Annotated in this window: 18 protein-coding genes; 13 read left to right on the top strand and 5 right to left on the bottom strand. The window is 60.9% G+C overall.

Annotated features, from left to right (window positions below; all coding sequences use genetic code 11):
- The first annotated feature begins 8 nt into the window (after positions 1 to 8).
- The 6 genes from LPB072_RS13550 (at position 9) to LPB072_RS13525 (ending at position 5,418) form a co-directional block, all read left to right on the top strand.
- A complete protein-coding gene (locus LPB072_RS13550) occupies positions 9 to 758 on the top strand; it encodes an HAD family hydrolase (RefSeq protein WP_066091029.1) in 750 nt (249 codons plus the stop codon).
- A 16-nt stretch (positions 759 to 774) separates the two neighbouring features.
- On the top strand, positions 775 to 1,338 hold the full coding sequence (locus tag LPB072_RS13545; protein WP_066090723.1) for an NADPH-dependent FMN reductase: 564 nt from the start codon (positions 775 to 777) through the stop codon (positions 1,336 to 1,338).
- 24 nt (positions 1,339 to 1,362) lie between these two features.
- Positions 1,363 to 2,031, top strand: a complete 669-nt coding sequence (locus tag LPB072_RS13540) for a glutathione S-transferase family protein (RefSeq protein ID WP_066090719.1) — start codon at positions 1,363 to 1,365, stop codon at positions 2,029 to 2,031.
- 228 nt (positions 2,032 to 2,259) lie between these two features.
- Positions 2,260 to 3,315, top strand: coding sequence for an ABC transporter substrate-binding protein (locus tag LPB072_RS13535; protein WP_082876932.1), 1,056 nt, complete (start codon positions 2,260 to 2,262; stop codon positions 3,313 to 3,315).
- 119 nt (positions 3,316 to 3,434) lie between these two features.
- A complete protein-coding gene (locus LPB072_RS13530) occupies positions 3,435 to 4,322 on the top strand; it encodes an ABC transporter permease (protein WP_066090716.1) in 888 nt (295 codons plus the stop codon).
- Positions 4,315 to 5,418: a quaternary amine ABC transporter ATP-binding protein gene (locus LPB072_RS13525; protein WP_066090712.1), complete on the top strand. Its 1,104-nt coding sequence runs from the start codon at positions 4,315 to 4,317 to the stop codon at positions 5,416 to 5,418. Before LPB072_RS13530 ends, LPB072_RS13525 begins: the two co-directional genes overlap by 8 nt.
- 78 nt (positions 5,419 to 5,496) lie before the next feature.
- Here the strand turns inward: LPB072_RS13525 and LPB072_RS13520 are convergent, their stop codons facing one another.
- The 4 genes from LPB072_RS13520 to hpnD form a co-directional block, all read right to left on the bottom strand.
- Complete coding sequence (locus tag LPB072_RS13520; RefSeq protein ID WP_066090709.1) at positions 5,497 to 5,952, bottom strand: SH3 domain-containing protein; 456 nt, start codon at positions 5,950 to 5,952, stop codon at positions 5,497 to 5,499.
- A gap of 119 nt (positions 5,953 to 6,071) precedes the next feature.
- The gene (locus LPB072_RS13515) at positions 6,072 to 8,489 is read right to left on the bottom strand and encodes a Lon protease family protein (RefSeq protein ID WP_066090706.1); all 2,418 of its coding nucleotides are present in this window, start codon (positions 8,487 to 8,489) and stop codon (positions 6,072 to 6,074) included.
- 116 nt (positions 8,490 to 8,605) lie between these two features.
- The gene (gene hpnE / locus LPB072_RS13510; RefSeq protein ID WP_269148863.1) at positions 8,606 to 10,000 is read right to left on the bottom strand and encodes a hydroxysqualene dehydroxylase HpnE; all 1,395 of its coding nucleotides are present in this window, start codon (positions 9,998 to 10,000) and stop codon (positions 8,606 to 8,608) included.
- Complete coding sequence (gene hpnD / locus LPB072_RS13505; RefSeq protein WP_066091020.1) at positions 9,997 to 10,863, bottom strand: presqualene diphosphate synthase HpnD; 867 nt, start codon at positions 10,861 to 10,863, stop codon at positions 9,997 to 9,999. The genes hpnE and hpnD overlap by 4 nt, the downstream gene beginning before the upstream one ends.
- Positions 10,864 to 10,937: 74 nt before the next feature.
- Between hpnD and LPB072_RS13500 the strand changes: the two genes are divergently transcribed.
- The gene (locus LPB072_RS13500; RefSeq protein WP_066090702.1) at positions 10,938 to 11,345 is read left to right on the top strand and encodes a hypothetical protein; all 408 of its coding nucleotides are present in this window, start codon (positions 10,938 to 10,940) and stop codon (positions 11,343 to 11,345) included.
- Between the two features lie 36 nt (positions 11,346 to 11,381).
- A complete protein-coding gene (locus LPB072_RS13495; RefSeq protein WP_066090699.1) occupies positions 11,382 to 12,098 on the top strand; it encodes a ZIP family metal transporter in 717 nt (238 codons plus the stop codon).
- Positions 12,099 to 12,265: 167 nt separating this feature from the next.
- Here the strand turns inward: LPB072_RS13495 and hpnC are convergent, their stop codons facing one another.
- Complete coding sequence (gene hpnC, locus LPB072_RS13490; RefSeq protein ID WP_066091017.1) at positions 12,266 to 13,156, bottom strand: squalene synthase HpnC; 891 nt, start codon at positions 13,154 to 13,156, stop codon at positions 12,266 to 12,268.
- 207 nt (positions 13,157 to 13,363) lie between these two features.
- On the opposite strand from hpnC, the gene LPB072_RS13485 reads away from it, so the two are divergent.
- From LPB072_RS13485 to LPB072_RS13465, 5 genes are all read left to right on the top strand, one after another.
- Complete coding sequence (locus LPB072_RS13485) at positions 13,364 to 14,470, top strand: efflux RND transporter periplasmic adaptor subunit (RefSeq protein WP_066090695.1); 1,107 nt, start codon at positions 13,364 to 13,366, stop codon at positions 14,468 to 14,470.
- Between the two features lie 7 nt (positions 14,471 to 14,477).
- Positions 14,478 to 17,639, top strand: a complete 3,162-nt coding sequence (locus LPB072_RS13480; RefSeq protein WP_066090689.1) for an efflux RND transporter permease subunit — start codon at positions 14,478 to 14,480, stop codon at positions 17,637 to 17,639.
- A gap of 137 nt (positions 17,640 to 17,776) precedes the next feature.
- Positions 17,777 to 18,676: a MurR/RpiR family transcriptional regulator gene (locus tag LPB072_RS13475; RefSeq protein WP_066090687.1), complete on the top strand. Its 900-nt coding sequence runs from the start codon at positions 17,777 to 17,779 to the stop codon at positions 18,674 to 18,676.
- Positions 18,677 to 18,730: 54 nt separating this feature from the next.
- Positions 18,731 to 20,092, top strand: a complete 1,362-nt coding sequence (locus LPB072_RS13470; RefSeq protein WP_066090685.1) for an aspartate aminotransferase family protein — start codon at positions 18,731 to 18,733, stop codon at positions 20,090 to 20,092.
- 230 nt (positions 20,093 to 20,322) lie between these two features.
- Complete coding sequence (locus LPB072_RS13465; RefSeq protein ID WP_082876931.1) at positions 20,323 to 21,309, top strand: TAXI family TRAP transporter solute-binding subunit; 987 nt, start codon at positions 20,323 to 20,325, stop codon at positions 21,307 to 21,309.
- Positions 21,310 to 21,422 lie beyond the last annotated feature (113 nt).

The following is a 21,422-nucleotide window of genomic DNA, read 5'->3' as shown; positions in this document are numbered from 1 at the left end:
CCGCAGACATGACAACCCCTGACACCTCTCCACCAACTGCTTTGCCCGCCCACACGGATGCCGGGCTTGATGTCGCCCGCATCCGTGCCATCACGCTGGATCTGGACGACACCCTGTGGCCCATCTGGCCGACCATCAAGCGCGCTGAAAACACACTTCAGACATGGCTCGATCAACACGCGCCAGTCACCGCCGCGCTCGGGCGCGACAAAGATACCCTGCGAGCGGTTCGCAACCAGATGGTCGAGTTGCGCCCTGATCTGATGCATGACATGAGTGCGTTGCGGCGCGAGTCGATCCGCCTGTTGCTGAACAGGGCGGGCGAAGACCCCTCGCTGGCCGAGCCGGCGTTTGAGGTGTTTTTCGCCGAGCGGCACCGCGTGGAGCTGTTCGATGACGCGTTGCCTGCATTGGAGTTCCTGGCCAGCCGCTTCCCCGTGGTGGCACTCTCGAATGGCAACGCCGATGTGCACCGGGTCGGCATAGGGGCGCATTTTCATGCGTCTGTGAACGCCCATGGTTTTGGTGTGCCCAAGCCCGACAAGCGGATTTTTCACGCGGGCGCCGAAGCGGCGGGTGTGGCGCCTGAGCAGGTGCTGCACATTGGCGACGACGCCCATCTGGACGGCGTGGGCGCTTTGGGCGCCGGTATGCAGCTTGCCTGGGTGAACCGCGAAGGCCATGCCTGGGAGCATGCGCCTCTCGCGCCGCACATCACGGTATCCAGCCTGATGGCCCTGTGTCGTGCCCTGAGCTGAACAGCGAGAACCTGCGATGCAGTTTCTTGCTTTGTCCGGCAGTTTGCGGCGCGAATCCGTCAACAGTGCGATGTTGCGCGCCGCCAAAAGGCTGGCGCCGACCCCAATTGATGTGCAGCTTTGTGCCGTTCTGGGTGAGTTGCCGCTGTTCAACCCAGATCACCTGGACCAGCCCGGGGAGGCGGTTCGGCGTTTGTGGCACGCGGTGGCTCAAGCCGATGCCTTGATTTTCGCCAGCCCTGAATATGCCCACGGCGTCACTGGCACCATCAAGAATGCGCTGGACTGGCTGGTCAGCTTCGAACCCTTCGCTTTCAAACCGGTGGCGGTGATCAACACCTCGCCACGGGCACATCATGCAGATGCTGCGCTGCGGGAAACCCTCACAACCATGGCTGCACACGTGGTGGAACCGGCGTCGGTGTCGTTGCCTTTGCTCGGTGCCCACCTGGACGAAGAGGCCATGGTCAACTCGCCCGAGTGGGCGCCTGCGATCCGCGCGATTTTGCAGGCGTTGGCTGAAGGCGTTGCGTCAAATCATCGGGGCGCTGATCCCGCGAGTCCCTATCAGAGTCGTTAACCTCAACCATTGAACCGGTTCCCCATGAGTCTCACCATTTACGGCATTGCCGCATCCCGCGCCGTGCGTCCTTTGTGGGCCGCAACGGAGCTGGGAGTCGATTTCAAACACGTGAACATGGCCTACCAGGGCGGGGCAACGCGCTCGCCCGACTTCCTGGCGATCAATCCCAACGGCCATATTCCAGTGGTCGTCGATCAGCGGCCTGGGGAGCAGGGTGGCGAAGTGGTTGTCTGGGAAAGCATGGCCTGTGCCTTGTATGTCGCGCGCCACCACGGCCAGGCCGATGGCAAAAGCATCACACCCGCTACCCCGAAGGAGGACGCCGAGGCCCTGCGCTGGAGCTTCTGGGCGGTCACCGAGGTGGAAAGTGATGCGCTCAGCGTGCTCATGCACCGCATGGTGATGCCGGCGCAGCGGCGCAAGCCGGAGCTGGCCGAGGCAGCCGAGCGGCGCTTGGCCGTTCCATTGCGGGTGATCGAGCAGCATCTGGCGGCACAACAACGCGAGGGCGCGCTCTTCTTGGCAGCGCAGCGCTTCACCGTGGCCGATGTGTGTGTGGCGAGCGTGCTGAATTGGGCTCGGCCCGCGCGCGAGTTGATGTCGGCCCATCCGCTGACCCATGCGTGGATCGTGCGCTGTATCGAGCGGCCAGCCCACGTGGCGGTCAAAGCCATCGCGGCCGATCGCTGAGCGCAAGAGAAGACGCTTCCGGATTGCGTTATATGAAATTCAATGTTTGATTTGCATTCTGATATCAAAAACAATATAATCGGAGGCTGATGTCAATCCTGCGTGCTATAAGTTACGTGTTGTAAGCAGTTGAAAGGTGTGGATGCACTTTCCTGCTTTCTGGATTGAAATATTCTTTCCGCTGGCCATTTGCCCAGCGGGCCCATTTTTGAAATGACGGAGAAATCAATGAAAAACACCACCAAAATTGCCCTGGCGCTGATCGCCTCGGCCTCTCTGCTGGCCGCCTGCGGCAAAAAAGAAGAAGCTGCCATTGAAGCACCTGCCGCAGCACCTGTTGCAGAAGCTGCCGCACAAGCTTGTGGCAAGGTCACGGTTGCCAACATGAACTGGCAGTCGGCCGAAGTGCTGGCCAATATCGACGACATCATCCTGACCAAGGGATACGGCTGCGAAGTGGAACTGGTGCCTGGTGACACGATGCCAACGCTCACCGCCATGATGGAAAAAGGCCAGCCCGACGTGGCGCCTGAAGCCTGGGTGAACGCGGTGCGTGAGCCGCTGGATGCCGCTGTGAAAGAAGGCAAGCTGCACTACGGTGCCCTGTCGCTGACCGACGGTGGCGTTGAAGGCTTCTGGGTCCCCAAGTACGTGATCGATGCCAACCCCGAAATCAAAACCATTGAAGATGCCTTGAAGCACCCAGAGTTGTTCCCATCGTCGGAGAACAAGGGCAAGGGCGCTGTGCACAACTGCCCGTCCGGCTGGAACTGCCAATTGAGCACGGACAACGCGTTCAAGGCTTGGGAAGGCGAAAAGAACGGCTTCGTGTTGGTTGACACCGGCTCCGCTGCTGGCCTGGACGGCTCGATTGCCAAGGCTTATGAACGCAAAGAAGGTTGGCTCGGCTATTACTGGGCGCCCACCTCCATTCTCGGCAAGTACGAGATGGTCAAGCTGGATGCCGGTGTGCCACACGACAAAGAAGCCTGGGAGAAGTGCAATGCCGTGGCCGACTGCGACAAGCCGGTCAAGAACGACTGGGCCAAGTCTGAGGTTTACACCGTGGTCACCGATCGCTTCCAGAAAGCCGGCGGCCCTGCTGTTGATTACCTGAAGACCCGTGCTTGGGGCAACGACACGGTGAACGGTTTGTTGTCGTGGATGAGCGACAACCAGGCCACCGGTGCCGATGGTGCCATGCACTTCCTGAAGACACAGCCAGAAGTGTGGTCTTCGTGGGTGCCCGCCGACGTGGCGGAAAAAATCAAGGCAGGTCTCTGAATCGGTTGAAACTTGATTACGATCAGCACCCGTCTGCTTGACGGGGGCATCGCGTGGCGACAGGGATCCCGTTTGCGGGGTTTCATGTCGCCATTTCTATTTCCAAAACAAGGAGCCATATGTCTTGGCTGAATGAATTTCCCTCTTTGGGCTCGGAGCAGTTGAGTGCGATGCGTCGCACCATCGACGGTGTCTTCCGTGGATTTACCCGTGAATACGGCGAGGCGATCGAACGCATGTTTGACCCGCTGCGCGACTTCTTGCTTTTCTCGGAACGGTTGCTCACACAATCACCCTGGCCCTTGGTGGTCGCTGCCATTGCGCTGATCGCCTGGCTGGGTTCACGCTCGATCAAAATCGTCGTGGGCACGATCTTGACCCTGATGGCCATTGGCTACTTTGGCATGTGGGACGACACCATGAAGACGGTGTCGATGATTTTCGTTTGCACGGTGGTTGCTTTGGCGATCGGTCTCCCCATTGGCATCGCAATGAGCCGCTGGGACCGTTTGCAAAAAATCGTACTCCCCTCGCTGGACGTGATGCAGACCATGCCGAGTTTCGTGTACCTGATTCCGGTGGTGATGCTGCTGGGTATTGGTCGGGTGCCCGGCTTGCTGGCTGTGGTGATCTACGCGATTCCGCCGGTGATCCGGTTCACCAACCTGGGCATTCGCCTGGTGGATACCGACTTGCTGGAGGCCGCTGACGCCTTTGGTGCTTCGACATGGCAAAAAATGAGCAAGGTGCAGCTGCCCTTGGCATTACCGACCATCATGGCCGGCGTGAACCAGACCATCATGTTGTCGCTGGCCATGGTGGTGGTGGCTTCCATGATTGGTGTGCAAGGCCTGGGCCAGCCTGTGCTGAAGGCGATTTCCAATCAGTACTTCACCATGGGTGTGTTCAATGGCCTGGCCATCGTAGGCATCGCCATCATCTTTGACCGCGTGTCGCAAGCCTACGGCAAGCGCCTGCAAAAACACTTGGAGGTGGTCCATGGTTGATCAAGTGACTTCTACAACGACAGCGCCTGATACCAACAGCATCGGGATTTCGATTCGCAAGCTCTACAAGATTTTTGGTCCCACCCCGGATCAATTTCTGGAGCGCGTTCAAAATGGCATGACCAAGCAGGAACTGCGCGATGACCACGGTCATGTGCTGGGTTTGCGCGACATCAACATCGACATGCCCGCCGGTGGCATTCAGGTGGTGATGGGTTTGTCGGGCTCGGGCAAGAGCACACTGATTCGCCACATCAACCGTTTGATCGAGCCCACCGCGGGCGAGGTGATTGCGGGCAGCGAGGATGTGGTGAAGATGAACCACAGCGAGTTGCTGCGTTTTCGCCGCGAGAAGACGGCGATGGTGTTTCAGAAGTTCGCACTGTTCCCGCACTACACGGTGCTGGAAAACGCCGAGTACGGGCTGGAAGTGCAGGGCGTCTCTAGCAAGAAGCGCCGCGAACGCTCCATGAGGTGGATCGAGCGCGTGGGCCTGAAAGGCTACGAGGACAACTACCCGAACCAGCTCTCAGGCGGTATGCAGCAACGTGTGGGCCTGGCCCGTGCGTTGTCCAACGATGCACCGATCTTGTTGATGGACGAGGCGTTTTCCGCGCTGGATCCGCTGATTCGAAGCGACATGCAAAGCGTGTTGCTTGATTTGCAGCAAGAGATCGGCAAGACCATCGTCTTTATCACCCACGATCTGGACGAGGCGCTGCGCCTGGGTGACAAGATTGCCGTTCTTCGTGATGGTGAAGTGGTGCAGCAGGGCACGGGGCAGGAGATTGTGTTGAAGCCGGCCGATGATTACATCGAGAGCTTTGTTCAGCATGTGAACCGTGGCCGTGTGATCCGTTGCCGCACGCTGATGCAGCCAGGCGCTCGCGTGGATGGTCCGGATGTGGACCCCAGCCTGGTGATCGAAGAGGCTGCGCGTTTGCTCACGGTGGACAACATCGAGGCGGCGAACGTGGTGACCTCCAAGGGCAAGCATCTGGGCGTGATCACAATGAACGACATCATCGGCGCCATTGTGCCGCCCAAGCCAGAGTTGGATGCGGATGCGGAAGTCGCAACAGCCGCAAACTACTGACCACTGGCGATGCTGGCGAAAAAAAAGGCAGGCCGGTGGCCTGCCTTTTTTCGTGGATCTGATCGCAGCGGGTGTGCTTCAGAAGCCCCAGAGCAGTTTTTGAGAAATCCAGCCCTTCTTGCCATCGGCGCTTTGAACCTGCGCCCAGCCGGACCGTTTGGCTCGCGTGCGCATGAGGTCGCCGTATTGGGCTTTGCCCACAATGCGGTTGTTCGTTCCCGGACCACTGCGCATATTGGCTGTTTTTGACTTCACGACATAGTGGGGCGTTTTGCCCGTCAATGAACGCGCGACCCAACCGCGGTCACCTTCAAAGTCGACCACCTGCAGCCACCGCCCCTTGCGTTGCAGTACTTTGAGGGGGTAGCCCCTCTTCAATTCCCACATGATTTCCGAAGCCGTGGTGGGCTTGGTGCGCATGTTGACGGTGCTGCCTTTCACACTGATCATGCTCTGGGCATTTGCACTGGACAGTGCCGCAAGGCACAGGACGGCAGCGGTCAAAAACGGGCGAAGGGTGGGTACTCCAAACATGCAGCAAAGCTCCTATTCTCTAAGATGAAACAATAATCCAATAGTGAGAAGTTTAAAGGCCGAAAAAATTCCCAGCAATCGAAGCCTTTTTCAGGTTGTTTCTTGAGCGGGGCGTTCGTTCATGGTTGCTTGTCCCTGGATCCGTTGGGCCTGGCCTCCTGGCAAGCCCGACGGTAGCCAGTCAGGGTATGCCCGGCACGGGCCAGCAGGGCTTCAGACGGGCTGCTGGTATCGGCTCTGTCGGCAGGTTGGAGGTTCCCGGCTAGCAATTCGAGCCCCTCGAGAACATGCCCGGCCGTGTAGACGTGAAACTGGCCTGCCTCGACAGCGGCCACCACTTCTGGTTCCAGCATCAGGTGGGACGCATTGCGGGCAGGGATCAGCACCCCTTGCCGGCCATTCAGGCCAGCCGAGAGACAAACGCGGTACCAGCCTTCGATTTTTTCATTGAGCCCTCCCACGGGCAGCACATCTCCATGCTGATTCAGTGCCCCGGTCACGGCAATGCCCTGGTCAAGTGGTGCATTGGCCAATGAAGACAGCAGCGCGAACAGCTCGGCGCAAGAGGCCGAGTCGCCTTCCACACCGCTGTATTCCTGTTCAAAAACCACCGATGCGTTCAAAGCCAAAGGCGCCAGATGGCCAAACAGCGCACTCAGGTAACCGTGCAGGATCAAGACGCCTTTGTCGTGGATGGGGCCCGACATTTCTACCTCCCGGGCGATGTTGAGCAGACCCTCGTCGCCGGCATGCGTTCGGGCTGTGACCCGAATCGGCAGGCCAAACCGCCAATCACCGAGATCGATCTGGGTGAGGCCGTTGAGCTGGCCCACCCGCTCGCCCTGGGTTGAAATCAGGCGCACCCCTTCTTGAATCGATTCGAGCAGGCGTTGTTCCGGGTAATCGTGGCGCATGCGGCGGGCGGCCAGGGCGGCATCCACGTCATGGCGCTCGACCAGTTGACCGCCGCGCTGGCGGCACAGCGTGGCGCTTTCGGCCAACAGGTTTTCGGTATGCGCGAAGAGGGCGCTTTGGCGGGTTTGGTCGTTTACTTCGCGGTGGGTGGTTTCCAGCAGCCGGGCTGCGGCCCCGGCGGTGAACTGCGGCAAGCCCAGCTTTTGACAGGTGCGCGCGATGAAAACCGCAGTGGCTCGGTGTGTGTTCGCATTGGCGCTGAAGCTTTCGGCAAAATCCACTTTGACGCCGAATCTCCGCGCCACTTCGGGGTCGGCTTCCATCAGCGTGTAGTACAGCTCGTCAGAGCCGATGAGGATGATCTTGACCTCTGCATCCACGGCTTCAGGCCGCATCGAGACGGCTGCCATGGGCATGAGCGCGGCGCCAGGCTCTTCGATTTGTACCTTGCCGGTGCGGAGATAGCGCCGCATTCGAGGCCACGCGGCTTCATCGGTGGCGAGATCGGCCAGTTGAACGATCAGATAGCCTCCATGGGCTTTCAGCAGGCTGCCGGCGCGCACCCGCGTGAAGTCGGTCATGAGAACGTCTTCTTCGGCCTGGTATTCGATGCTGCCAAACAGGGTATGGGTGTTCGGGTTGTCTTCGACGATCACCGGCGCGCCCGAGAGGCTGGCGTTGTCGACCACCACGTTCACCCGGTAACGCGCAAGCATATCCAGCAGCGCCTCTTGGCGCACCTCGTCCTCGCTGTCCAGCGCAATGAACAACTCCAGGTTTTCCAGCACGTCGTGCGCCACCTGATCGAGATAGTTGCCCAGCTTGACGGAGTCCTTGATCTGTTTTTTCAAACTGGTGCGGATGCCCTGCAGCTCGTGGTCCAGAAGGGGTTTGATCACCTGCCGTCTTAGAGATGCCAGCGCTTCGTTCATGACGCGCAACATCGGGCGGGTTTTGTCGAGAAACTGGGTGATGGCTTCGCGCAGTTCCTGCTCGGCGAGGTCGATTTCGGCCCGGCGTTCTTTGGGCAGCGCGCGCGCTTCTGCTTCGGTCAGCGAGTTGCCGTTTTCGCCCAGCAGGGTGAAGACCAGGTGCCCCGCGTCCCGGTACAGGTTGAAATGGCGTTTTTCTGCAAACGCATCGAGTGTGGCGTAGGCCTTGGCTTCTTCGGTTTTGTAGGCGTTCTGAATGCGCTCGTTTTCCGACTTGAAGTCCTCGCTGTCCAGTCGTTGGGGGATTTCAGTCTGGATGGTGCGGCACAGGTTGACCATGAGCTGGCGCAGCTCGCGGCCTTGTCCGGTGGGCATGCGCAGCGCCCGTGGGTGTTCGGGTGCGTCGAAATTGTGCAGGTAGCACAGGTCCGGAGGCACAGGGCGCTCAGCAGCCACTGCCTGGGTCAGCTCGCGCAGCAAGGTCGATCGACCACTGCCGACCTCACCGAGCACAAACAGGTTGTAGCCGGGCAACGCCATTGAGAGACCGAACTGGGCGGCCTTTTGCGCCCGCTCCTGACCGATCCAGGGCAAGGGCTCTGATTTCAGTTCTGTGGTGTCGACAAAGCCAAGCGAATCCGGCTCGATTGTGAGGCGCAATTGCTGCGGGGATAGGGTCTGGACGGGCATGTTGTGACCAATCGGAGTGCGTGTCCGATGATGATGCGCACGTTACGGCCATCGATGCAAGCCTTCAGGTCAAACACCAGCCTTTTGCTCGACAGAATACGAGCGGGTCGGGCATTTCAACTTTGGCGGTTGTCGTGGGCCTGTTGGGCGGCTTTTGCCGCAGCCAAGCCGCTTCGCACGGCGCCTTCCAGCGTCGCAGGGTAGGGTCCCTTCACATAGTCGCCGGCAGCCCACAGGCCCGGCGCCATCACCATGTCGGGCCGCAACAGGCCGGGGGTGCAGGCAATAGTGGCGCGCTTTTCCACCACAGTCTGCAGTGGTCGCAGCGCGTTCAGGCCAAGCTGGCTGGTCGCCTGTCGCAGCACCCGCTGCTGAAGATCGGCGCGATCCCCCTCACTGGCGCTTACCACAAAGGCCAATACGCCTTGTGCGCCCGGGTCATCCGGCGTCAGTTGGCCACGATCGAAGACAAACTGGGCCGGTGATTGATCGGCGCTGGGCGATGCGCGAAGGGCGAACATCGGTGCGCTGAGGCGAGCGCCCGGTGACCAGGCGTAGACGGTGGTGATGGCCGTAAAAGGCAGTGCCTCGGCCGTTGCCGCCCAACGCTCCAGCGCTGCCATGGAGGGGGCTGCGATGTCCTTGGCGGCAAGCATGGCTCGCGCAGCGGGCCTGGCGGCGGTGGCCCAGATCACCTGATCAAAGGCGTCATCAAATGACCTGCCATTGGCCTGGCCGCCCAGTAGCCATCGCAGACCAGCATTGCCGATTTGTTGTACGCGGGCTCCCCGGCGCACCTGAACCCGCTCGCCGTGGTGGCGCTCCAGCCATTGGGCTGCTGCCTCGGGAAACAGTTGCGTCAGGTCGATTCGCGGCAGCAAGAGGTCTGAGGCACCAAATCCGGCGAAACCCTGTCCAAACAGCGCGTCTTGCATGACCCGAAGAAAGACCTGTGCGCTTGATACGGCAACCGGCGTGTTGAGGGCAGATACGCACAGGGGTTCGATCAGTTCGCTCATAACCCGGGTCGGCAACTGGGCGCACAACTCGGCCACAGTGAGGTGCGGCGGGCATTGGAATTTGGCACGTTGCCAGCCCAGCGATGCTCTCATCAATGCGAGCTTGTCGCTCCAGTGCCAACCCCGCGCCGAGGCAATCGCCGCCACGGCATTGAGGGGGGCAGGCCAGTTGGCAGCCCAGGACGGTGTTTGCAGGCCACTGCCGTCCGGGTAGGGCATGGCCAGTGGCAGTCGCAGCAAGCTCTCCTCTGGATCGATGCCTACCCGCTGCATCAGTTTCAGCGTCTCTGAGTAGGCGCCAATGAGAATGTGCTGGCCGTTGTCCAGCGTCAGTGTGACGCCATCGGAGCCCGTTGAATCGATTGAACGTGCACGTCCTCCCAACCTGTGCGTGGCTTCGAATACCGTGACGGTGGCGCCCATCTCGGCGGCAGCCACAGCAGCGGCCATGCCGGCCCATCCAGCGCCAACAATGGCCAGTTTGTGGTTCAAAGCCTGCCCAGCGCCTGGACTTTCCAGGCGAGCCAGAGCTTGCGCAGTGGTGTGAGGCTCACGCGCTGGGTCAGAACCAGCAGGGGATCTTCGGCTATTTCGCGCAGCAGGGTGCGGTAGATGCTGGCCATCATGAGGCCAGGCTTCTGTGCGCGCCGATCGGCCTTGGGTAGCATGGCCAGGGCTTCGTCATAGGTCTGCAGGGCGCGGGCGCACTGAAATGCCATCAGCGCATTGAAGCGGCGTTCAAAGTCGGCTGCTTCCACGCCCGGCGCCGGACCGCGCTTCAGGAGTTCGTGGGCCTTCACATCGAATTTCTGCAGGTCGTTGACGGGCAGGTAGATGCGGCCCCGGGCGGCGTCTTCGCCCACATCCCGGGTGATGTTGGTGAGCTGGAACGCGAGGCCGAGTTTGTGGGCGAATGCGGTGGTTTCGGGTTGCGTTTGTCCAAAAATGCGCGCGGCCACCTCGCCCACGATGCCGGCCACCAGGTGGCAATACTCCTGCAGATTGGCGAAATCGAGGTAGCGGTTCTGATCCAGGTCCATCTGGCAACCGTCGATGACAGCGAGCAGATGGCGTGCTTCGATGCCAAAGGTCCGGGTGTGGGGCATCAGTGCCTGCGTGACCGGATGGTTGGGCGTGCCCGTAAAGGCCTGGGCCACCTCTTGCCGCCACCAGGCGAGCTTGGTTTGTGCCACGCCCAGATCGCGCGTTTCGTCCACCACATCGTCCACCTCGCGGCAAAAGGCATAAAACGCCGTGATGGCCGCTCGCCGCTCCGGTGGGAGAAAGAGGAATGCGTAGTAGAAGCTGCTGCCCGAGGCAGCGGCTTTGTCTTGAACGTAGGTTTCTGGGGTCATGATGGGCTTGTTGTGCCCCAAGTTTAAAGTGGCGGGGGTGTGCCTTGGATGAGGCGGTTTTCTGGAGATGGCGTATGAGGGTGCTTTGTGTGGGATTGAACAGGCGTTCGGCTCTGTTGCTGTTGGCGGTGGCGGCGTGCCCGGCGCTGCCGGCGTGGGCTCAGGTGCAAAAGTTTGCCGATGTGGTCGCCGTCAAGGTGGCGGAGCGCCAGGCTGGCGTGTTCGATTTTGATGTCACGGTGTCTTCGCCGTATGACACGCCGGAGCGTTATGCCGACGGCTTTCGGGTGATGAGCGAAGACGGGCGCACCGTGTTCGGGGTGAGAACGCTGTGGCATGACCATGCGGGCGAGCAGCCGTTCACGCGCGACCTGTATGGCGTCAAAGTACCGGGAGAGGTCGGCAAGCTGGTTGTACAGGCCCGTGACAAGCAGTTCGGTTGGGGTGGAGGTACCCAGACTGTCACGTTGCCCGGGCGCTGAGTTTCTTGCTGTTTTGCTCCTTTTGATGGGTGACCTATGTCTGACCTGAGCGTGATGTTGCTCTGTACGTTTGCCGCGGGTGCCTGCATTCCGCTGGGCGGCTGGCTGGCCAGCCTGGAGCGCATTCGACCCCAGTGGCTGGAGAACGAGTTCCGCCACTTCGTGATGGCGTTTGGTGGTGGCGTGTTGCTGGCTGCTGTGACCCTGGTGCTGCTGCCGCAGGGCATAACCATGGTGAGGCAGCCCTGGGCTGTGGTGGTCTTGCTCCTGGCTGGCGGGGTGGCGTTTTTTGCGCTGGAACACCAGCTCGGGAAAAAGAAGCAGGAGGCCCCACAGTTGATGGCGATGCTGCTGGACTTCGTTCCGGAGTCTCTTGCTCTGGGGGGCATCTTCATTTCGGGGTCACCGGCGGGGCCGCTGCTGGCGGTGCTGATTGGCCTGCAGAACCTGCCCGAAGGGTTCAATGCCTACCGTGAAATGGTGGCCAAGGGGAGGGGCTCGGCCCAGGTGCTGCGTGGCATGGCCTCGCTCGTGCTCTTGGGTCCGCTGCTGGGGTGGCTGGGTTGGTCGGTTCTTGGCTCACACGAAGGCGCGCTGGGCGGGTTGATGTTGTTTGCCTCCGGGGGATTGCTGTATCTGATTTTTCAGGACATCGCTCCCCAGGCGGTCTTGCGCCGACATTGGTTTCCGGCCCTGGGCGCCGTGACAGGGTTCGCGGTGGCCTTGCTGGGACAGCTCTCCTTTGGCGCGTAGCTGAGTGCTTGGGGCCCGTTCACGCTGTTTTCCACAATGCGTTGCGGATCAAAAAGGCCACTCGTGGTTGCACTCCCAGGTCAGACACCCGGTCTGGCCGTCGCCGTGCGCCTGGCTTGGCGCTTATTTCACCCCGTTCTCACCGGGAAAAATGGTGTGGTCAGGCCCTAGCCCATCCAGAGGGCGCGCCACAGCAGGCGCGGTGCATCCAGTTTGCCCACTGTCGGGCGGTGTTCCCAGGTTCTGAAGCCACCCGCTTCGATTTTGTCGAGTATGCGCAGGCCGCCCTGAACCACCAGGCGAAGCTCCCAGCCCGCACGCCCGGGAATGCGCTTGGCCAGTGGCGCACCCCGCAGCATGCGTTCTCGCGCATCGTGGCACAGGCTGGCCACAGCCTGGGCTCGCCGCTTGTCGGTGGCGGCATCGACCTGCGCCGAGGCCATGAAATCATCGCGGCTCAGCCCGTGGCGCTTGAGACAGTCTGACGGCAGGTAGTGGCGCTGGCGCGGCAGGTCCACGCTGATGTCCTGCCAGAAATTGATGAGCTGCAGCGCGCTGCATATGTCGTCGCTTTGGGCGAGCGAGTTTCGGTCGTCGATGCCGTAGAGGTGCAGTAGCAGGCGTCCGACCGGGTTGGCCGACAGCTTGCTGTAGGCGAGCAGTTCGCCGGTATCCCGGTAGGGGTGGCCAGCGGCGGTGTAGCGCACGTCTTGCTCAAAGGCGCTGACGAGGTCGCGAAGCAAGGTAGCGGGCAAAGCGTGGTCGTTTACGGCGTGCGTCAGGGCCGCAAAAACCGGGCACCACCTGGGCGAGGCTTCTGCGCCGGTCAGTGCGAGTTCCAGGTCGGCGCGGTAGTGCGCCAGCTCGGCCAGTCGTTCGGGCGGGTTGGCATTGCCCTCGTCGGCGATGTCGTCGGCTGTGCGGGCAAAGTGGTAGATGGCTGCCACGGCAGGGCGCAAGGCCGGGGGGCACAGCAGTGAGGCTACGGGGAAATTTTCATAGTGTTCCACCTTGGTTGATGGCGAAGGGATGCAGTTGGCGGTGCGGTCGGGGGGCATGGAGTGTGGGGTGGGCGCTGGCAAATTGGGTGAAGCAGGGTGCTTGGCCGGTTGGTCAAGATGCGTCGGTCGGCGCATTTCTAACCACCCGAGACCAGATTGTTTGAACTACAATTTTGGTTAATAACCAGTCAGTCATTAATTTTTGATGTCGAAGAGCCTTGTATTTTCAGGCTTTCTCGTCCTCGAAGCCTCTACATATCCGGTATGCGCACCCATTCTCTTGCCTTGCTCGTTTTTACCGTTCTCGGTTTGTCGGCCTGTTCGCGACCCGAGGCGCCTTCAGAGCCGATTCGTGCCGTCAAGCTCGCCACGGTAAGCGCCAGCGGATTGACTGCCCGTCAGGAAATGGCCGGGGAGGTTCGCGCCCGCCAGGAAACACGGATGGGCTTCCGGGTGGGTGGCAAGCTGGTGCAGCGACCGGCAGAAGTGGGGCAGAGGGTGAAAGCAGGTCAGTTGCTGGCCCAGCTGGATGCCAGCGACCTGGCCTTGGCCAGCGAGGCGGCGAAAGCGCAAGCCACCGCCGCCTTGACGCAGCGAGATCTCGCCGAAGCCGACTTGAAGCGCTTCACCGACCTGAAAGCAAAGGGTTTTGTCAGCGGCGCCGAGATCGAGCGGCGCCAGGCGAACATGGACGCGGCTGAAGCTTCCTTGAAACAAGCCCGTGCACAGAGCGCCGTGCAGGGCAATCAGGCTGGATACACGCGCTTGCTGGCCGATGCCGATGGCGTGGTGGTCGCGGTGGATGCCGAGGTCGGTCAGGTGGTGAGTGCGGGCGCTCCTGTGGTGCGCATTGCCCGCGATGGCGCTCGCGATGTGGTGTTTTCGGTGCCCGAGAGCCAGTTGGCACAGGTGAGTCAGGGCCTTGAGGCGCAGGTGCGTTTGTGGGCTGCGGCCGAGGCCGGCCCCGGCGGCTATTTGACAGGGGTGGTGCGCGAAGTGGCTGCGAGCGCCGATCCCGCAACGCGAACCTATCAGGTGAAACTGGCCTTGCCTGCGGATGCGGCTGTGCCATTGGGGGCGACCGCCTATGTGAGCTTTGCCCAGGTCCAGGGTGCGGCTGTCGACGTCATCAAGCTGCCGACCAGCGCCTTGATGCGTGGCAGCGCGACCGACAAGACCAACTCGGCTGTCTGGGTTTTTGACGCCGCCAGCGGCACGGTGCAATCGCGTCCGGTGCAGGTGGCCGGGGTGGATGGCAACCAGGTGGTGATTGCCTCGGGTTTGAAGGTAGGCGAAGAGGTCGTGACGGCTGGGGTGCATGTGTTGTCGCCGGGCCAGAAGGTGACCCGTTTTGCCGCTGCGGCGCAGTGAGGCCCGCATGAGCAACCATTCCACGGCCGGTGCCGAGAAGTCTTCCTGGGTGTCGCGATTCAACCTTTCACAGTGGTCACTGGACCACCAGGCATTTACCCGTTACCTGATGATCGTGCTGATGCTTCTGGGCATCGCGGCGTACTTTCAGCTGGGACAGGATGAAGACCCGCCGTTCACGTTCCGCGCCATGGTGGTGCGGGCTTACTGGCCTGGGGCCACGTCACAGCAAATGGCCGAGCAAGTGGCTGACCGGCTGGAGAAAACGCTGCAGGAAGTGCCTTATGCGGACAAGATTCGCAGCTACTCCAAGCCGGGCGAAACACAGATCATTTTCCAGATCAAAGACTCTTCTCCCCCAGGCGAGGTGAACCAGGTCTGGTATTCGGTTCGGAAAAAGATCGGTGATATGAGCGCCACATTGCCGCAAGGCGTGGTGGGGCCCTTCTTCAACGATGAATTTGGCGATGTGTACGGCGTGATCTATGCCCTGCAGGGGGATGGCTATTCGCCGGCCGACAAAAAACAGGTGGCCGACGATGTGCGTCAACGGCTGTTGCGGGTCAAGGATGTCAGCAAGGTGGCGTTGTTTGGTGCGCAGGATGAGCGGCTGTATGTGGAGGTGTCACAGAAGCGCTTGGCGGTCCTGGGTCTGGATTTTCAGCAGGTCCTGGCGGCTCTGGGCCAGCAAAACGCTCTGGTGTCGGCGGGCACAGCCCAGGGCCCGAGCGACGCGGTGCAAGTTCGCGTAGGAGGGGCGTTCAACTCGGTTGAACAGCTGAGGTCGATGCCGATTCGCGCCGCCAATGGACGGCAGATCCGGTTGGGTGATATCGCCGAGGTGCGACTTGGTTATGTCGACCCGGCGCAGGTGCTGGTGCGTCACAACGGCAAAGAAAGCATCGCCCTGGGCATTTCGATGGGCAAGGGCGGCGACATCATTGCTCTGGGCAAGGCGCTCAAAGTGGCTGTTGCGGAGATCGAGCGCGAACTGCCCGCGGGCATGGCGCTGGTTCAGGTTCAAGACCAGCCGGCGGCGGTGGCGCGCTCGGTGGGTGAGTTCGTGAAGGTGCTGATCGAGGCGGTGGTGATCGTGTTGGCGGTGAGCTTTCTGGCCCTTGGGCTGCACAGGAAAGAAGGCTCGCGTGGCCTGCGTGGCTACACCCTGGATATCAGGCCCGGTCTGGTGGTGGGCATCACCATTCCGCTGGTGCTGGCGATCACGTTTTTGGTGATGCAATACTGGGGCATCGGGCTGCACAAGATCTCGCTGGGCTCGCTCATCATCGCTCTGGGCTTGCTGGTTGATGACGCCATCATTGCCGTGGAAATGATGGTGCGCAAGCTGGAGGAGGGCTATTCCATGATGAAGGCCGCGACCTTCACCTGGGACGCCACCGCCATGCCGATGTTGACCGGGACGCTGATCACCGCAGCGGGTTTCTTGCCGATCGGCATGGCCAAGTCCACGGTGGGTGAATACACCTTCGCCATCTTCGGCGTGACGACAGCGGCACTGGTCATTTCCTGGGTGGTCGCGGTGATGTTTGTGCCCTACCTTGGCGTGCGGCTGCTGAAGATCAAGGCCCATGTGGGGCCTGCAGAAGAGGTGTTTGACGGCCCGTTCAATGACCGCTTCCGGGCTTTGGTTGACTGGTGTGTGCAATACCGCTGGATCACCATTGGCCTGACCATTGGCACCTTCGTTCTCGGCATTGTGGGCATGGGCCAGGTTCAGCAGCAGTTTTTCCCTGATTCGAACCGCCCCGAGGTGATGGTGGATATCTGGTTGCCCGAAGGCGCCAGCATGAACGCCAACCTGGATGTGGCAAGCCGGGTCGAGGCGCGTTTGTCGCAGGAGGAGGGGGTCAGCAGCGTGACCACCTGGGTCGGCTCGGGCGTGCCGCGTTTTTATTTGCCGCTGGACCAGGTGTTTCCCCAGACCAATGTGTCGCAGTTCATCGTGCTTCCTCAAGACCTGGCCACACGAGAGCGTTTGCGCAAGGCCTTGCCCACCATCCTCGCCACCGAATTTCCCGAGGTGCGCGGTCGGGTGAAGCTGTTGCCCAATGGGCCGCCGGTGCCGTACCCGGTGCAGTTTCGCGTGGTCGGAACCGATCCGTCGGTGTTGCGTGAACTGGCCGATGAGGTCAAGACGGCCATGCGCCAGAACGCCAACATGCGCGGCGTCAATGACAACTGGAACGAATCGGTCAAGGTGTTGCGACTGGAGGTTGATCAGGCCAAGGCGCGGGCTCTGGGCGTATCAAGCCAGTCGATCGCTCAGGCTTCACAAATCAATTTCAGTGGCGCCACCATTGGGCAATACCGCGATGGTGACAAGCTGATCAACATCGTCTTGCGTCAACCCTTGGCAGAGCGCGATGCGATCTCCAGTTTGAGCAACGCCTATTTGCCCACCGCCAGCGGCCAGAGCATTCCCTTGCTGCAGATCGCGCAACCGACATTCGATTGGGAGCCAGGGGTCATGTGGCGCGAGAACCGCGATTACGCGATCACGGTGCAAGGCGATGTGGCCGAGGGCCTGCAAGGCGCCACCGTGACCGCGCAACTGCGGCCAGCCATGGAGCGAATCAGTTCGGGTTGGGCTGAACGCGGTTTGCAGGGTTACCGCGTGGTGGTTGCCGGTGCGGTGGAAGAGAGCAGCAAAGGCTCTTCGTCGATTCTGGCGGGCCTGCCGATTGCCTTGTTCCTGACCTTTACCCTGCTGATGTTGCAACTGCAGAGTTTCAGCCGCTCGCTGCTGGTGTTCCTTACAGGGCCGTTGGGCATGGCAGGTGTGGCTGGGGCACTGCTCTTGCTGAACCGGCCGTTTGGCTTCGTGGCCTTGCTGGGGGTGATTGCGCTCATGGGAATGATCCAGCGCAACTCGGTGATCCTGATCGATCAGATCGAACAGGACCGGGCCCGCGGTGTACCGGCCTGGGAAGCCATAGTGGAGGCAGCGGTTCGCCGCATGCGACCTATCGTGTTGACCGCCGCGGCGGCGGTGCTGGCGATGATTCCGCTGTCGCGCAGCGTGTTCTGGGGGCCAATGGCGGTGGCGATTATGGGTGGGCTGATCGTGGCGACGGTGCTGACGCTGCTGGCTCTGCCTGCGATGTACGCGGCCTGGTTCCGGATTCAACGACCTGACGCGCGGGCCTGAATCGGCCTTGCTTGAAGGTTGAAGGTTGAAGGTTGAAGGTTGAAGGTTGAAGGTTGAAGGTTGAAGGTTGGTGGGGTGGTGTTGAAACAAATGTTTCTTTATAATTTTAAAGATTCAAATGTTTCACTGCGAACAAGTTGCCCCTCCACCAACTGACCCAACTGATTGACCAGCATTTCGAGGCCTTGAGCCCGGAGCTGCAGCGCGCGGCGCGTTGGGTGCGCGAACACCCGTCGGCTCTTGGCTTGCAGTCGATGCGGCAAACCGCGCAGGCTGCGGGCGTTGCGCCGGCCACCATGACACGCTTGGCGCGGGCCTTGGGCGTGGGCGGCTTTGAAGGGTTGCGAGCGCCGGTGGTCTTGCACCTGAGCGACGCCTCGCGCCGCTCAACCCCGATCAATGAACTGGCTGCTGTGAGCGAAGGCCACGATGCGCTGGACCAGTTGATTCAAGCGCAGATGGGCAACGTTCGCTCGATTGAAAACAACGCGCAAACCACGGTGGTCGCTGCTGCCCAGGCGATTCTGACGGCCCGCGGGGTCGCCTTTCTTGGTTCGCGCGCCAGCTTTGGCGTCGCCCAGTCACTGCAATACGCCTGTGACTGGCTGCGCAGCGGCACCTGGCTGGCTGCCGATGCGTCGCATGCGGGCGCCGACCGCTTGGCCGATCTGGACTCAGCCGACCTCTTGGTCGTGGTGAGCCAGGCGCCTTACGCCCGGACGGTGGTTGAGGCGACCCAGGAAGCACACGCCAGAGGCGTGCCCGTGCTGGCGCTGACCGACAGCCCCTTGTCGCCGCTGGCTCAGGTGGCGCGCTGGGTGTTGCAGTTTGAGACCCGGGCGACGGGCTTCTTTCACTCCATGACGGGGGCGCAGGCCCTTGGCGAAGCGCTGATGAACGAAGTGGCGGTGCGGGGTGGTGATCCCGTGACCCGGCGTTTGGCGCAGCGCCAGCAACGTCACCGCGAAACCCGAACCTATTGGGCAGGTGGGCCGCGTGGGCCTCGCCCAACCAAAGCCGGCTCTCCGCCGAGTTGACGGAGCTTCTTTTCTGCCCCCACTATTCAACCTTCTTTTGATTGATCCTTACCCATGAATGCTCATTCCAATTCCTCTGGACAAAATTCCAAGGTTTTTCATCGGCAACTTCGAAGTGGCTTGCCGGTAGCCGTTGGCGGCCGCGGTGTCGAATTGATCGACGCTGCCGGAAAGCGCTACATCGATGCATCGGGTGGCGCGGCTGTGTCGTGCCTGGGCCATGGGCATCCTGATGTGATCGCTGCCATGCACGAACAGCTTGACCGGTTGGCCTACGCCCACACGAGCTTCTTCACCACAGAAGTGGCTGAAGAGCTGGCGGAATTGTTGATCGACAGTGCTCCAGATGGCATGAGCCACGTCTATTTTGTGAGCGGTGGTTCTGAAGCTGTTGAGGCAGCGCTCAAAATGGCCCGCCAGTATTTTGTTGAAATCGGCCAACCACAGCGGCGCCATTTCATTGCCCGGCGCCAGAGTTACCACGGCAATACGCTGGGTGCGTTGGCGGTGGGTGGCAACGCATGGCGCCGCGAGCAGTTCAAACCGCTGTTGATGGATGTGACCCATGTCTCGCCTTGTTATGAATACCGCGACTGCCGGGCCGACGAAACGCCTGAACAATACGGGCAGCGACTGGTGGCCGAGTTGTCAGAGGCAATCGACCAGTTGGGCGGCGAAAATGTGATGGCCTTTGTGGCCGAGACCATTGGTGGCGCCACGGCGGGTGTGCTCACGCCGGTGCCTGGCTACTTCAAAGGTGTGCGGGAACTCTGCGACCGCCACGGCATTTTGCTCATTCTGGATGAGGTGATGTGTGGCATGGGCCGCAGCGGAACCTTGCACGCTTGCGAGCAAGAGGGCGTGGTGCCCGATCTGTTGACGATTGCCAAAGGCTTGGGCGGGGGTTACCAACCGATTGGCGCGGTATTGGCCCAGGCCAAACTGGTTGATGCGTTTCGGCAGGGCAGTGGCTTGTTTCAACACGGACACACCTATTTGGGGCACGCCGTGGCTTGCGCGGCGGCACTGGCGGTGCAGCGGGTGATCATTCGCGACGATTTGCTGCACCAGGTTCGAACGCGAGGTGCTGCGTTGCAAGCCTTGCTCAAGGCTCGGTTCGGAGATCATCCCCATGTGGGCGACATTCGCGGTCGAGGCTTGTTCTGGGGCGTTGAGCTGGTGGCCGAGCGCGGAAGCAAGCAATGGTTCAACCCGGCACGGAAACTGCATGCACGTATCAAGTCCGAAGCCATGGTGGAGGGCCTGATGGTTTACCCCATGAGTGGAACGGTCGATGGTGTACGTGGCGACCACATCTTGTTGGCACCGCCATTTATCGCCAGCGAGGATGAATTGGCGCAGATCGTGCATCGCCTGGGCAGTGCCGTCGATCGCGCCATTGCCTCGACCGTTTGAGGCGCTGTTTCCAACCATAAGCAGTATTTCTTATGCATTACATATGCAAATATAATGGCAAAACCCGAGAAAACTCCGACAGGAGTCGGGGTAGCATAAGGTTAGCCGGGTGGTCATGCCTCTGCGGTTGGCACACCCACTGAACAGGGGAAACGCCAGCGCTTCATGGGCCATCGAGGAGTCGCAGCGCAACTGTCGATTTCGTTTTTAACCTACAACAAGGAGTCAATATGACCATTTCCCTCAAAGCGACGCTGTCCAGCATGTCGATCGCCGCTGCAGCACTCACCATGGGCATGCCCATGGCCGCGCAGGCGCAACAGAAATTCATGACCATCGGCACCGGCGGCGTCACCGGCGTGTACTACGCTGCTGGCGGCTCGATCTGCCGACTGGTCAACAAGGACCGCAAGACCCATGGCTATCGCTGCACGGTGGAATCCACCGGTGGGTCCGTGGCCAACATCAACACCATCAAGGGGGGCGACCTTGACTTTGGTGTGGCCCAGTCCGACTGGAACTACCACGGACTGAAGGGCACGAAGGCTTTTGAAAGCAGTGGCCCATTCGCTGATCTGCGTTCGGTTTTCTCCATTCACCCTGAGCCCTTCACTGTGTTGGCCCGCGCTGATGCCAACGTGAAGAACTTCTCTGATCTCAAGGGCAAGCGTGTGAACGTGGGCAACCCTGGTTCGGGCACCCGTGCATCCATGGACGAGTTGCTGGCGGCTCAGGGCATGAAGCTGTCGGACTTTGGTCTGGCTGCCGAGCTCAAAGCCGACGAGCATGGTGCTGCGCTGTGCGACAACAAGATCGATGCGTTCTTCTATGGCGTGGGTCACCCCAGCGCCAACATCCAGGATCCCGTGACCACCTGTGGTGCCAAACTGGTGAACATCACCGGTCCTGGCATCGACAAGCTGGTGGCCGCCAATTCGTACTACGCCAAAGCCACGATCCCGGCCGGCATGTACAAGGGCAACGACACGCCTACCCAGACCTACGGTGTGTTGGCAACCTTCGTGACCTCGGCCAAGCAACCTGACGATATGGTCTACACGCTGGTGAAGGCGGTTTTCGAGAATTTCGACGACTTCAAGAAGCTGCACCCCGCGTTCGCCAACTTGAATCCTGAAAACATGATCAAGGATGGTCTGTCGGCTCCCTTGCATCCAGGTGCTGTGAAGTACTACAAGGAAAAGGGCTGGATGAAGTAATCCAACCCCGCTTCTGGTAGCCACCCCATGCGCGGTCTCCGTTCATGGGGTTGTTTGTTTTCAGGGACACGAAAGCCCTGGGTAACCGGGTCTCGGGCCAAGACAGGTCAAGG

Source organism: Hydrogenophaga crassostreae (assembly GCF_001761385.1).
Taxonomy (GTDB): Bacteria; Pseudomonadota; Gammaproteobacteria; order Burkholderiales; family Burkholderiaceae_C; genus Hydrogenophaga; species Hydrogenophaga crassostreae.
Note: the sequence above shows the minus strand (reverse complement) of the source record. Positions and strands in the feature narration are given on the sequence as shown.

Bases quoted from the DNA above. Each gene is read 5' to 3' on its own strand.
- hpnD (WP_066091020.1), bottom strand. From the start codon at position 10,863: ATGACCCCAGAAACCTACGTTCAAGACAAAGCCGCTGCCTCGGGCAGC.
- LPB072_RS13535 (WP_082876932.1), top strand. From the start codon at position 2,260: ATGAAAAACACCACCAAAATTGCCCTGGCGCTGATCGCCTCGGCCTCT.
- hpnC (WP_066091017.1), bottom strand. From the start codon at position 13,156: ATGCCCCCCGACCGCACCGCCAACTGCATCCCTTCGCCATCAACCAAG.
- LPB072_RS13530 (WP_066090716.1), top strand. From the start codon at position 3,435: ATGTCTTGGCTGAATGAATTTCCCTCTTTGGGCTCGGAGCAGTTGAGT.
- LPB072_RS13500 (WP_066090702.1), top strand. From the start codon at position 10,938: ATGAGGGTGCTTTGTGTGGGATTGAACAGGCGTTCGGCTCTGTTGCTG.
- LPB072_RS13470 (WP_066090685.1), top strand. From the start codon at position 18,731: ATGAATGCTCATTCCAATTCCTCTGGACAAAATTCCAAGGTTTTTCAT.
- LPB072_RS13525 (WP_066090712.1), top strand. From the start codon at position 4,315: ATGGTTGATCAAGTGACTTCTACAACGACAGCGCCTGATACCAACAGC.
- LPB072_RS13545 (WP_066090723.1), top strand. From the start codon at position 775: ATGCAGTTTCTTGCTTTGTCCGGCAGTTTGCGGCGCGAATCCGTCAAC.
- LPB072_RS13515 (WP_066090706.1), bottom strand. From the start codon at position 8,489: ATGCCCGTCCAGACCCTATCCCCGCAGCAATTGCGCCTCACAATCGAG.
- LPB072_RS13465 (WP_082876931.1), top strand. From the start codon at position 20,323: ATGACCATTTCCCTCAAAGCGACGCTGTCCAGCATGTCGATCGCCGCT.
- LPB072_RS13550 (WP_066091029.1), top strand. From the start codon at position 9: ATGACAACCCCTGACACCTCTCCACCAACTGCTTTGCCCGCCCACACG.
- LPB072_RS13485 (WP_066090695.1), top strand. From the start codon at position 13,364: ATGCGCACCCATTCTCTTGCCTTGCTCGTTTTTACCGTTCTCGGTTTG.
- LPB072_RS13480 (WP_066090689.1), top strand. From the start codon at position 14,478: ATGAGCAACCATTCCACGGCCGGTGCCGAGAAGTCTTCCTGGGTGTCG.
- LPB072_RS13520 (WP_066090709.1), bottom strand. From the start codon at position 5,952: ATGTTTGGAGTACCCACCCTTCGCCCGTTTTTGACCGCTGCCGTCCTG.
- LPB072_RS13495 (WP_066090699.1), top strand. From the start codon at position 11,382: ATGTCTGACCTGAGCGTGATGTTGCTCTGTACGTTTGCCGCGGGTGCC.
- LPB072_RS13540 (WP_066090719.1), top strand. From the start codon at position 1,363: ATGAGTCTCACCATTTACGGCATTGCCGCATCCCGCGCCGTGCGTCCT.